Below are 14,412 nucleotides of genomic sequence, written 5' to 3' on the forward strand. Positions count from 1 at the left end.
TGCGCCGGGTAATTACAGGAATTGACGTACGAATGAACACGAAAGCGCCCATCGACATCGAAGCGATCAAGCGGGACCTCCTCCGCCGCCGTCTGCTTGCCACGGCAGTTCCCAGCCGGCAGCTGGACACCATCCCGGTTGCCGATCGCAACGCGGTGATCCCGTTGTCGCCGGCGCAGCAACGCCTGTGGTTCATCGACCAGCTCGATCCTACCGGCAGCAGCGCCTATCACATGCCCGCCGGGCTGCGCTTCCGTGGCTCGCTGGATGTGACGGCGTTGCAGGCTGCGCTGGGAAGCATCGTGGCACGTCATGAAAACCTGCGTACGACATTCGCGAAAGTGGATGGATCGCCGCGGCAGGTCATCGCGCCCGCGGGCCAGGGCCTGGCGTTGGTCGAGCAAGATATCAGCGCGCTGCATGGCGAGGCGCAGGCTGCTGCACTGCGCTCCCTCGTCGACCAGGAGACGCGCGCGCCGTTCGACCTGAGCACGGGGCCATTGGTACGTGGTCGACTCCTGCGTCTGTCCAATGACGACCATGTGCTGGTGCTGACGATGCACCACATCGTGTCGGACGGATGGTCGCTCGGCGTGATGGTGCGCGAATTCTCGGCACTCTACACCGCCTACGTGCAAGGTCAGCCGGATCCGTTGCCCCCGCTGCCGATCCAGTACGCCGACTACGCCGCCTGGCAGCACCAGTGGCTGCGCGGCGACGTGCTGGAGCGGCAATTGCGTTTCTGGCGCGATCATCTCACCGGCGCGCCGGCGCTGCTGGATCTGCCGACAGATCGTCCGCGTCCGCTGGAGCAGAGCTACGCCGGCGGAGTGGCAAAAGTGCAATTGTCGGCGGAGCTCGTGCAGGACGTGCGCGCGCTGTCAAAGCGCCACGGGGCAACGGTGTTCATGACCTTGCTCGCTTCCTGGTCGGTACTGCTGGCGCGCCTGAGCGGGCAGTCGGATGTCGTGGTGGGTACACCGGCGGCGAACCGCCAGCGACCGGAGTTGGCGCCGTTGACGGGCTTCTTCGCGAACACGTTGGCGCTGCGAATGAGACTTGAGGACAACCCGAGCGTCGCGGAGCTGATGTCGCAGGTGAAGGAGACGATGCTGGGCGCCTATGCGAACCAGGAAACCCCGATCGAGCATGTCTTCGATGCCCTGCAGCCGGTTCGGAGCAGGAGCCACAGCACCCTGTTCCAGACCATGCTCGCTTTCGACAACACGCCCAACGGTGGTGCGCTCGAATTGCCGGGCTTGTCCTTGTCCGTGCTGGAAATGCCGCACAGCACGTCGCGTTTCGACATGACGCTGGCGTTCACCGAGATCGACGATCAGCTGTTCGGCGTCCTCGAGTACGCCAGCGACCTGTTCGATGCATCGACGATAGAACGCTGGGTCGGCTACTGGAAGCGCATCCTGGCGTCCATGGCTGCCGACGATGCGCAACGCGTCAGTGCGCTGCCGATGCTGGACGAAGCGGAGCGTCACCAGCTGCTCGACGCCTTCAATGCGACGACCGCGAATGACCTACCGGGCACCCTGGTACATGGTGCGTTCGAGGCACAGGTTGCCCGCACCCCTGATGCCACCGCGGTCGAGCAGGACGGCGAACGGCTCAGCTACGCGCAGTTGAATGCGCGGGCGAACCGGCTAGCGCACTACCTGGTGTCGCTCGGCGTGAAACCCGACGACAGGGTGGCCATTTGTATAGAACGCAGTGTCGAGATGCTGGTCGGGCTGCTCGGCATCCTCAAGGCGGGCGGCGCGTACGTCCCGCTTGACCCCGCCTATCCGGCCGCGCGGCTGGCACACATGCTGTCGGACAGCGCGCCGGTGGCGCTGTTGACGCAGGCGAAGCTGCGCGCGTCGATTTCCGAATGGGCAGCAGCAACTGTCCCTCTCGTCGTGCTGGATACCGAAGAACAGGCACCGCAGTGGGCGCAGCTGCCCGCGTGCAATCCGGATCCGCAGCCGCAGGGGCTCAGCCCAACGCATCTGGCCTACGTGATCTATACCTCGGGTTCGACGGGGCAGCCCAAGGGGGTGATGGTCGAGCATCGCCAGGTCGTCAACCTGATGGCGGCCCACGCGGCGCACGCCGCGCTCACGCACGGTGACCGTGTGCTGCAGTTTTCGTCGTTCTCCTTCGATGCGTCCGTGGAAGAGATATTCCCGGTCCTGTCCGTGGGCGCCACCGTGGTGCTACGTCCGGCCGAAGTCGCGCCGGATCGGAGCTTCACCCGGTTGCTGCGGGAACAGCGCATCACCGTCGTCGAGCTTCCGACCGCGTTCTGGCATCAATGGGTAGGGTCTGCGGAGTTCGAATCCAGTCTTTCCGAATCCCTGGTCAGGCTCGTGGTCATTGGCGGTGAAAAGGCCGATCCTCAGGCCTACGCCGCCTGGCTGACCGGCTGTCACGGCCGTCCTTGCCATCTTCTGAATACCTACGGCCCGACCGAAGCAACGGTCTATGCCAGCGCAATCCGGTTCGACAACAACGCATCGGCCCTGCCGCTGGCCGTAGTGCCCATCGGCAAGCCGACCCGAAACGTGAAGATCTACGTGCTCGACGCGCGTGGAGAGCCCGTGCCCCTTGGCGTCGCCGGCGAGATCCACATCGGCGGTGCGCAGGTTGCGCGCGGCTACCTGAATCGGGTGGAGCTCACGCGGGAACGGTTCGTTGCGGACCCCTTCGGCGGCAGTGACGCCCGGATGTATCGCACGGGCGACCTGGGACGCTGGCTCCCGGACGGAAGCATCGAGTACCTGGGGCGCAACGATCACCAGGTGAAAATCCGCGGTTTCCGCATTGAGCTGGGCGAAGTCGAGGCGCAGCTGCAAGGCTTGCCGGACGTGCGTACCGCAGTGGTGCTGGCGCGCGAGGACGTGCCTGGCGAGAAGCGCCTGGTGGCCTATGTCGTGGCACGGGATGGCAGGATGCTTGCCGCCGCGGATCTGCGCGAACAGCTGGCCGATCACCTCCCCGAGCACATGTTGCCAAGCGCCATCGTCAGCCTGGCCGCGCTGCCATACACACCCAACGGAAAGCTCGATCGCGCGGCATTACCTGCACCGGACGACGCCTCGGTAGCCCGGCGGGAATACGAGGCGCCGGTCGGCGAGATTGAGCAGGCGCTGGCGCGGATCTGGCAGGACCTGCTGAACCTGGAGCGCGTGGGCCGGCACGATCACTTCTTCGAGCTCGGCGGCCATTCCCTGATGGCGGTGCAGGTGGTCTCACGACTGCACCAGCAACAGGGCATCGAGCTGCCGCTGCGCGAGCTGTTTGCACAACCGACGCTCGCATCACTGGCGCAGGCAGCGGCCAACAGTGGCAGCGCGCGGCAACCTGCACTTGTCCGTGCCGATCGCAGCAAATCCCTGCCGCTATCGTGGGCGCAGCAGCGCCTGTGGTTCCTGGATCAACTGGACAGCGCGGCTGGCGGTGCTTACCACATCGCGATCGCCTTGCGCTTGCAGGGCCAACTGGATCGCCAAGCCTTGCAGGCAGCGCTGGATCGCGTCGTGGCGCGGCATGAAAGCTTGCGCACGAGGTTTGCGACTGCGGGCGAGAGCGGCGCCGCGTGCCAGTGGATCGGGCCGGAAGATACGGGCTGCGCGCTGGCATTCGAAGATCTCTCGGCACGCGTGCCGGCCGACCGCGAAGTCACGGTCCACACGCGTGCCCGAGAGGTGGCGCAGGCGCCGTTTGATCTGGCACGGGGCCCGTTGCTGCGTGGCCGGCTGCTGCAGCTGGCACCGGACGACCACGCCTTGTTGGTCGCGATGCATCACATCATCGCGGACGGCTGGTCGATGGGGGTACTGTTGCGCGAAGTGGGGGCCTTGTACACGGCATTCGTGACCGGCGGTGACGATCCGCTGCCACCACTGCCGATCCAGTACGCCGACTACGCACTCTGGCAACGCGACTGGCTGCAGGGCGCAGCGCTCGAACAGCAGGTGCGCTACTGGCGCGACCAGCTGGCCGGCGCACCGGTACTGCTGGAGCTTCCAACCGATCGACCACGCCCGGCACAGCAGAGCTATCGCGGTGCGAGCGTCGGGTTCGCGTTCGACACGGCGCTGACCACGCGCCTGAAGCGCGCTGCCGAAGCCCAGGGTGTCACGCTCTTCATGCTGTTGTATGCGGGCTGGTCGCTGCTGCTGTCGCGACTGAGCGGGCAGCCCGACGTCGTGGTGGGCGTACCCGTGGCGAACCGCCGCCGCGCGGAAGTCGAAGGCGCGATCGGATTCTTCGTCAACACGGTGCCCCTGCGCCTGCAGGTGGATGACGCACTCAGCGTCCAGCAGTTCCTCGCGCATGTGCGCGACCTGACGCTGGCCGGGTTCGACCATCAAGACGTGCCGTTCGAGCAGGTGGTGGAAGCGCTTAATCCATCGCGCAGCCTGGCCCACAGCCCGGTGTTCCAGAACCTGCTGGCGCTGCAGAACACGCCCACGGCCGCGGTGACGCTGCCCGGCTTGCAGCTGAGCGGCCAGGCGGTGGAACCTGGCACGGCGCAGTTTGACCTGTCGCTCCTGATGCAGGAGGACGAAGCGCAGCTGGGCGGGTCGCTCAACTACGCCAGCGACCTGTTCGACGAGGCCACGATACGGCGCTGGGTGGGGCACCTGGAGGTGCTGCTGTACGCGCTGAGTGGTGATGCGCAGCAGCCCGTGGCGACCTTGCCATGGCTGGACCCGGCGCAGCGGCGCAGGGTGCTCGATTGGTCGGCGCCGCGTGCGGCCTTTCCGCGCGAGGCTTCGGCGCTGCTGCACCAGAGATTCGAACAACAGGCCTCACGGACGCCCGACGCCATCGCGGTGGAGTACGAGGACCAGACGCTGACCTACGCGCAGCTTGAGACGCGTGCGAACCAGTGGGCGCATCGCCTGCGGGCAGCCGGCGTGGGCCCGGACCGATTGGTCGGGTTGTGTGTCGAACGCAGCGTGGAGCTGGTGATCGGCGTGCTGGCGATCCTGAAGGCCGGCGGCGCCTATGTGCCGCTGGATCCGGCGTACCCGCCGCAGCGCCTGGCCTACCTGCTCAAGGACGCGGCGCCGGTGCTGGTGCTCGCGCAGTCCAGCTGCCACGGCATCTTGCCGGACAGCGATGTGCCCGTACTCGTGATGGATCCGGCCGCCGTGGCCGATCAGCCGGTGCAGGCGCCGGTAGTGCCGGGTTTGAGCGCCACGCATCTGGCCTACGTGATTTACACCTCCGGTTCGACCGGCCAGCCCAAGGGCGTGATGGTCGAGCACGCGCAGGTGATGCGTCTGTTCGCGGCCTCCCATGCGGAGTTCGGATTCGGCACGGGCGACACGTGGACGCTGTTCCACTCGTTCGCGTTTGATTTCTCGGTGTGGGAGTTGTGGGGCGCGCTGCTGTACGGCGGCCGGCTGGTCGTCGTGCCACAACTCACGACGCGCTCGCCGCAGGCGTTCTATCGCCTGTTGTGCGAGCGTGGTGTCACCGTGCTGAACCAGACGCCGACGGCGTTCTATCAGCTCATCACGGCGCAGGCTGAGCTTGTGGCGTCGGCCGAACCGGTACCGCCGCACCGGCTCAAGTGGGTCGTGTTCGGTGGTGAGGCGCTGTCGCTGCGGGCGCTGCAGCCGTGGGTGGCGCGTAATGGCGACACGGCGCCGGCGCTGGTCAACATGTACGGCATCACCGAGACGACAGTGCACGTGACGCATTGCCGGCTGACGGCTGCACAGATTGAAGGCGAGCCGGCCAGCACCGTGGGGCGGGCGTTGCCCGACCTGGGAATCTATGTGCTGGACCGCCGCGGCGAACCGGTACCGCCGGGCGTGACGGGCGAGCTGTATGTCGGCGGCGCCGGCGTGGCGCGCGGCTACTTGCATCGGCCGCAGCTGACTGCCGAGCGCTTTATCGCCAATCCTCTCGCTGATGACGCGATGCCGCGGCTTTATCGCACGGGCGACCTGGCGCGCTGGCGGGCGGACGGCACGCTGGACTATCTGGGCCGCAACGACGACCAGGTGAAAATCCGCGGCTTTCGCATTGAGCTGGGCGAGATCGAAGCCCAGCTGCGCAGCCTGGCCGGCGTGGCCGACGGCGCCGTGCTGGCGCGCGAGGATGTACCGGGCGAGAAGCGCCTGGTGGCATACGTGGTAGCGGAGCCGGGCACCATGCTGGCGTTGGCGGAGCTGCGCGGCGCGCTTGCCGCACGGCTCGCCGAACACTTCCTGCCGTCCGCGTTCGTGCTGCTTGAGCGCTTGCCGCTGACGTCCAACGGGAAGCTGGACCGCGCTGCGTTGCCGGCACCTGACGCCAGCGCCGTGGCAAGCCGCGAATACGAAGCACCGGTCGGTGACATCGAGCAGGCGCTGGCGCAGATCTGGCAGGAACTGCTGGGCCTTGAACGCGTGGGGCGCCGGGATCACTTCTTCGAGCTCGGCGGCCATTCGCTACTGGCCGTTCAACTCATTCAACGGTTGCGCCAGCGGAAATTGACGACGGAAGTGCGCGCCGTCTTCGTCGCCGCCAATCTGGCAGAGCTCGCACGTGCGACGCACCCCGTCGCGGACGTGACGGTGCCGCCGAACGCCATCACAGCGGACAGCGTCACGATCACGCCCGACATGCTGCCACTGATCGACCTGTGCGAGGCGGACATCGACCACATCGTCAAACGGGTGCCTGGGGGTGTTGCCAACATCCAGGACATCTACGCACTGACGCCGTTGCAGGACGGTATTCTTTTCCACCACTTGCTCGACCCGCAGGTGGATCCCTATGTGGTCGTGGGACGAATGGCGTTCCAGGACCGCGCGATCCTGGATCGTTTCCTGGCAGCCGTGCAGCAGGTCGTTGACCGTCATGACATCCTGCGCACCGCCTTCATCGGGCAGGGCATCAGCACGCCTGCCCAGGTGGTGTGGCGACACGCGCCGCTGGCCGTGGCAGAAATTGCGATCGATGCGTCTGGCGGATCAGCCTGGGAACAGCTGGCGCGCCATTGCGATGCGGGCGAATGCCGCATCCCGCTCGACCGGGCGCCGCTGCTGCGGTTCTACCTTGCCCGCGAACCGCAAACCAGTCGCTGGCTGGTGCTGCAGCTGCATCATCACCTGATCGACGACGCTTCATCGCTGGGTGTCCTGAATGCCGAAGTCCGCACACTGCTGGCCGGACGCGGCCACGAACTACCTCCGCCGCTGCCGTTCCGCCATCTGATTGCCCGGATCCGCTTCGGCATGTCCGAAGACGAGCACGAGCGGTATTTCCGAAAAATGCTCGCCGATATCCGTGAGCCGACGCATCCCTTCGGTTTGCAGGAGGTGCGGCACGACGGCACCAACGTGGACGAGGCACACCGGGTGCTGGCGCCGGTGCTTACCGATGCACTGCGCGCTCACGCCCGCAGACTGGGTGTCAGCGTCGCCAGCCTGTTCCACGTTGCCTGGGGGCTGGTGATGGCGCGCGCCAGCCAGCGCGAGCAGGCCGTTTTCGGAACGGTGTTGTTCGGACGAATGGCCGATGGCGCAGACCAGGCCGTGGGACTCTTCGTCAACACGCTGCCCTTTCGTTTTGATGCCGACGACGCCGACGTCATCGCCAGTGTGCGGACGGCGCACGCGCAACTGGCGGATCTGCTTCGCCACGAACATGCTTCATTGGCCCTGGCCCAACGGTGCAGTGGCGTACCGCAGGGCGCTCTGTTCAGCACGTTGCTCAATTTCCGCCACGTCGCAGCACCACCCGCGGCGGCCGGTCACGATGAGGCTGATGCGCAGGCCTATTCCGGCATTGAATGGCTCGGTGGCCAGGAACGCACCAACTATCCGCTCACCTTGTCGGTGGATGATTTCGGTGAGGCGTTGAGCCTTACGGTTCACGCCGTGAAGTCACTCGATGCCGGCCGGATGTGCGACTTCGTTGAAAAGGCGGTGGAACAGGTCGCGGCGGCGCTGGGGCGCACGCAGCCGGTTGCGGTTCGTGATCTCGACGTGCTGCCGGCCAGCGAGCGGGCGCTGATGCTCGACACGTGGAATCGCACGGAAGCAGCGTATCCCGCCGACCTGTGCGCCCACGCATTGTTCGAGCGGCACGTGAGCGCACGGCCGGACGCCATCGCCGTCATCCAGGGTGAGCAGTCCCTCACCTACGCGGAACTCAATGCGCAGGCGAACCGGCTGGCGCACGTGCTGATCGGCCGCGGTGTCCGGGCGGATGATCATGTCGCGATCTGTGCCGGGCGCAGTGTGGCAATGATTGTCGGGCAGCTGGCGGTGCTCAAATCCGGTGGCGCCTACGTGCCGCTGGACCCGGGCTACCCGGCCGAGCGCCTCGCGCAATTGCTGGGTGACTGCAGCCCGCGTCTGGTGCTGGTCGATGCCGCGGGGCGACGGGCCCTGGGTGATGCGCCGGCCTTCGTGGCCGAGCGCGTGGACCTGGACGCCTTGGCCGACTACGCCGGATACCCCTCCGGGAACCCGGATCCACGGGCGCTTGGACTCACGTCCCGGCATCTGGCGTACATCATCTACACCTCGGGATCCACGGGCGTACCCAAGGGCGTGATGATCGAACATCACCAGCTCGTCAATCTGACGACCTGGCACGCGCACTGTCTCACACTGACACCGGGAAGCCGCAGCGCCGCGACGGCGAGCGTGGCATTCGATGCCAGTGTGTGGGAAATCTGGTCGGCGCTGTGCAACGGGAGTACGTTGTTGTTGCCACCTGATGCGGCGGCCGATGCAATGTCGATGCTGCGCTGGTGGGCGAGCCAGCCGCTGGACACCAGCTTTCTCACCACGCCGCTGGCGGCGATCGCCTTGAACGACGGGCTGGTCAACCCCCGCTTGCGATGCCTGCTGATCGGCGGCGATCGCCTGGAGCAGATTCCTGCATCGCTGCCCGATAGCATTGTCCTGATCAACAACTACGGGCCGACCGAGGCGACCGTGGTCGCGACATCCGGCCAACTGTTCGCCCACGACGCTGTCGTTCCGATCGGCCGCCCGATCGCCAACACGCGGATCTATCTGCTGGATGCACGGCGCCAACCGGTGCCGATCGGTGCGGTCGGGGAGATCTACATTGGCGGTGCCGGTGTTGCGCGGGGTTATCTGCGTCGTCCGGAGCTGACCGCAGAGCGGTTCCTTGATGATCCGTTCAGTGGCGTTGCGCAATCACGGATGTACCGCACCGGCGATCTGGCCCGATACCGTGCCGACGGCCAGCTGGAATTCCTGGGACGGAACGACCAGCAGGTGAAGATCCGTGGCTTCCGCATTGAGCCGGGCGAAGTGGAAGCGCGCCTGGCGGAGCACCCTGCGGTACGCCATGCGGTGGTGCTGGCCCGCGAGGATCAACCGGGTGAAGTGCGTCTGGTGGCGTACGTGGTGATGGATGCGGATGCGACTGTCGCGGTGGCCGAGCTGCGAGCGCAGCTGGCTGGCCGGCTGCCCGAGTACATGGTGCCGGCGGCGATCGTGCGCCTGGATGCGCTGCCGCTGACGCCCAACGGCAAGATCGATCGCAAGGGGCTGCCCGCACCGGAAGGCGAGGCCTTTGCACGGCAGGGCTACGCGGCACCGCAGGGCGCGACGGAAATGGCGCTGGCGCAGATCTGGCGCGACCTGCTCGGCATCGAGCGGATCGGTCGTCACGACAGCTTCTTTGAGCTGGGCGGCCATTCCTTGCTCGCGATACGGCTGCTTAGTCGACTGCCGCAGGCCTTCGGCGTGGAAGTGCCGCTGGCGACGCTGTTCGCGCATACCACGCTCGAATCGCTGGCCGGGGTGATTGCCGCGGCCGTGACGCCGACGGATGCGTCCGCGCTGGCGCCTATCGCACCGGTGTCCCGTGCTCAGCCGCTGCCGCTGTCCTACGCGCAGCAGCGCTTGTGGTTCCTCGCGCAGTTCGATGGCGGCAGTGCCGCGTACCACATTCCGCTGGCTCTGCGGCTGCGGGGAACGCTGGACGTTCCCGCCTGGATCCGCAGCTTGAACGCACTGTATGCGCGTCACGAAGCGCTGCGGACGGTGTTCGTGGGCACCGACGGCGTGCCCCGGGTTGAATTGCTGCCGGCCGACGGTGGCATGCCGCTCATCGAGCACGACCTGCGGAACGCGGCCGACGCGACGGAACAGCTGAAGTCCGTGTGCCGCGAGGAGGTCAGCGCACCGTTTGATCTGGCGCACGGCCCGCTGATCCGTGCCCGTCTGGCACGAATGGCGCAGGACGATCACGTGTTCCTGCTCACGCAACACCACATCATCTCGGATGGCTGGTCACTGGGCGTGATGGCGCACGAGCTGAGCGTGCTCTACACGGCGTTTGCGCAAGGGCAGGCCAATCCCTTGCCGGAACTGGCGCTGCAGTATCCCGACTTCGCCGCGTGGCAGCGGGAATGGTTGTCCGGTGAACGGCTGCAGGCACAGACGGACTACTGGCGCAAAGCCCTGGCTGACGCGCCGGTGCGCCTGGAACTGCCGACGGATCGACCGCGTCCGGCGCAGCAGTCGTTTGCCGGCGCGAGCCTGCCGCTGCACCTGGATGCCGGGTTGACCCGTGATCTGAAGCAACTGAGCCAGACACATGGGGTCACGCTCTTCATGACCCTGCTGGCTGCCTGGTCGGCGGTGCTCGCGCGACTTTCCGGCCAGGACGATCTCATCATCGGCTCGCCCACGGCGAACCGGGGACGCCCGGAACTCGAACCGCTGGTTGGCTTTTTCGTCAACACATTAGCGTTGCGCATCGACCTGTCGGGTGCGCCCACCGGCGCCGAGTTGCTGGCCCGTGTGCGCCGTACGGCATTGGCAGCGCAAGAGCACCAGGACCTGCCGTTCGAGCAGGTGGTGGAGATCGTGCAGCCTCCGCGCCACCGCGACCACACACCGTTGTTCCAGGTGATGTTCGCGTGGCAGAACAACGACACGGGCGTTTCCGACATCCCGGGCCTGCGCGTCGCGCCCGTCGAAATGCCGGTTGACGCGGCGAAGTTCGACCTGGAGCTCAGCCTGGGCGAGGCGGACGGGGCCATCGTCGGTGGCCTGAGCTATGCCACTGCCTTGTTCGATAGCACTACGATCGAACGACATCGCCAATACCTGCTGGCCGCGTTGCAGTCCCTGGTGGACGACGTGGACCAGCCGGTGGCGCGAATCGACCTGCTTCCCGCCGCAGAGCGCACGCTCCTGCTGAATACCTGGAACCGCACCGAGGTTGCCTATCCGGTTGAAGGATGCATCCATCAGCAGTTCGAAGTGCAGGCACGGCAGCGGCCCGACGCGACAGCCGTCGTGTACGAGGGGCAATCGCTCAGCTACGCCGAACTCAATGCCAGGGCAAACCGGCTTGCCCATGCGCTGATCGGGCGCGGCGTGAAACGCGATGATCGGGTGGTGATCTGCGTCGAACGCAGCCTGGCAATGGTGGTGGGACTGCTGGCGATTCTGAAGGCCGGGGGCGCCTATGTGCCGCTGGATCCGAACTATCCGGCGGAGCGACTGGCGCTGCTGCTGGGCGATTGCAACCCGCATATGCTGCTGACCGATGCCGCGGGGCGGCAGGCGCTGGGCGATGACGCGGTCCACGCCGTGCCGCACCAGATCGACCTGGACCGGATGTCCGAGGTGTGTGCCGGATACGCTTCCGACGATCCCGATCCGCACGCCCGTGGACTCACGTCCCGGCATCTGGCCTACATCATCTATACGTCCGGCTCCACTGGCACGCCCAAGGGGGTGATGGTCGAGCATGCCCAGGTCGTGCGTCTGTTCGAGGCGACGCGGAATGGCTTCGATTTCGACGAAACCGATACCTGGTGCCTGTTCCATTCCTTCGCATTCGATTTCTCCGTGTGGGAAATGTGGGGTGCCTGGCGCTACGGTGGCCGCCTGCTCATCGTGCCGCGCGAAGTCGCGCGTTCCGCCGAGGACTTCCACCAATTCGTGTGCGCGAATGGCGTAACCGTGCTGAATCAGACGCCGAGTGCGTTCCGCGGTTTCATCGAAGCCAGCGGTCGATCGGACCTGAAGAGTGCGTTGCGCTATGTGATATTCGGCGGCGAAGCGCTGGAACCGGCGATGCTCAAGCCGTGGTACGCCCGTCATCCGGACTCCTCTGCACGACTGGTCAACATGTACGGCATCACGGAAACCACCGTCCATGTGACGCACTACGCGCTGGATTCAGCGGATTGCGAACGGCGCGGCAGTCCCATCGGCCGGCCGCTTCAGGATCTTCGCATCTATCTGCTGGACGCCCTCGGCCAGCCCGTTCCGATCGGCGCGACCGGTGAGATCTTTGTTGGCGGGGCAGGCGTGGCGCGCGGCTATTTCAACCGTGCGGAATTGACGGCAGCGCGTTTCGTCGATGATCCATTCACTCCGGTTGCCGGCGCACGCATGTACCGGTCCGGCGATCTCGCCCGCTATCTGCCCGACGGACGCCTGGAGTTCTTCGGACGAAACGACCAGCAGGTGAAAATCCGCGGATTCCGCATCGAGCTGGGCGAAATCGAGGCCCAGCTGGCAGAGCACGCGTGGGTGAGAGAGGCCGTGGTCCGCGCCGTCGAGGACGACACGGGCGACAAGCGTCTGGTAGCCTACCTGGTCCTGAAGGAAGGGGTGAGCACCGGTGAACCCGTCCAGGTTCTGCGAGCCCATCTGGCGCAACGGCTGCCCGACTACATGGTGCCGGTGGCCTACGTGGCGATCCCCGAGATTCCCCTCACGGCTCACGGCAAGCTGGATACCAAACGATTGCCGCGACACGATGGCGCCGCCTATGCCCGCAAGCAATACACGCCACCGCGTACGCCCGCCGAAGAGGTCCTGTGCCAGGTCTGGTCCGAGGTGTTGCAGGTGGAGCAGGTTGGCGTGCACGACAACTTCTTCGAGATCGGGGGAGACTCGATCCTCTCGCTGAGGATCGTCCGCGGCGCGCGGGTGCACGGACTGGAGATCAGTGTCAGCGATGTGTTCGCGCACCAGACGGTTGCCGGCCTCGCGCTGGCCGCGGGAGCCTCTGCCGGCCGCACGCACATCGACGTCGATGCATTGCACCTGGACCAGAGCCTGCGGCAGGTCCTGCCGCCGACAGTGGTGGATGCCTACCCGTTGACCGCGATGCAGGCGCTGATGGTGGCCGAATACGGCCGCAACAGTGACCATGGGCTCGGGATCTACCATGTCCAGCAATGCTTCGAATTCAGGGATGCGCGCCCCTCGGCGGAGGCGATGCACCAGGCCCTGAAGCTCCTGGTCGCTGCGTACCCGATCTTCCGTACAACGCTGCTACGGGTTGGAGATTCCACAGTCCAGGGCATCACATCGGAAGAGGCGTTCATCGTCGAGTTCATCAACGAAGACCTGCGCGCCTGCAGTGATGCCGATAAAGAATCGCGTCTGCGCGACTATATTCTGCGGGATCGCCAGCGCGCCTTCGCGGATACGGCGCTGACGCGGTTCGCCTGGTTCCGCACGGCCGAGGACATGTTCGTGCTCGTCCACTCGATCCACCACGCGATCGACGACGGCTGGGGCAACCAGCAGTTCCTCAACCAGCTCTTTCCGGCCTATATCCAGCTGCGCAACGGGGGTGCCCCACAGGTCGAGCGCAGCGGCAACGTGTTTCGCGAATACGTCGCGCTGCAGCGCGAACTGGCCGACTCGCCCGAAGCGCAGGCGTTCTGGGCATCCCGGCGCTTCCATCCCTGTGGTGCGGACACACTCCCGCGGCACTACGGGCGCGCGCAGAACCAGCACGGATCGATCATGACGATCGACTCCAGGACGACTCGCCAGCTTCGCGCGACGGCGAAACACCTCGGCGTCTCGCTGAAGGCGGTGTTGCTCGCTGCCTATCTTGAAATGCTCCAGTCGCGGACACGCAGCGGATCGCCCACGGTGGGTGTCGTGACGAATGGTCGCTCGGACAGGCTTTCCGATCCGCTGGGAGCCCTGGGGCTCTTCTGGAACATGCTGCCGTTCGGCCAGGAAGACTGGATTGCCGATCGCAACGAGCGGGTGCGCGTCATCCAGCGCGAGCTCTCGGAGATGGAGCGCCATGCCGTGTTTCCGCACAACCGAATCGAAACGCTTCGCGAATCATCGGGGCTGTTCTTTGCGACCTTCAATTACGTCGATTTTCACAACGCAGGCACGCTTCCCACCGATGAAGGGTTTGAGCTGACGCGGGTGTACGGGCACGACAAGTTTCACTACCCGTTGAACTACGCGTTCTCGGTCAATCGTTTGAACGAGGACATCAACGTTCACGTCCACTACGACAACACCTATTTCGACGGCCGTGATGTCCATGCGTTCAACGTCGCTCTTCTCGACCTGCTGGAAGAATTTGACGCAGGATGACCAATTGACCACCCTGTGCCGCCCTCTAGGGGGCGGCGGCACCCCG

Annotated in this window: 1 protein-coding gene; it reads left to right on the forward strand. The window is 65.8% G+C overall.

Features of this window, described 5'->3' with window-relative positions:
* Nucleotides 1–32 precede the first annotated feature (32 nt).
* A complete protein-coding gene (locus tag N4264_RS14310) occupies nucleotides 33–14,366 on the forward strand; it encodes a non-ribosomal peptide synthetase (protein WP_261692927.1) in 14,334 nt (4,777 codons plus the stop codon).
* Nucleotides 14,367–14,412: the final 46 nt, after the last annotated feature.

Origin of the sequence: Tahibacter amnicola (assembly GCF_025398735.1) — a bacterium.
GTDB classification, from domain to species: Bacteria; Pseudomonadota; Gammaproteobacteria; order Xanthomonadales; family Rhodanobacteraceae; genus Tahibacter; species Tahibacter amnicola.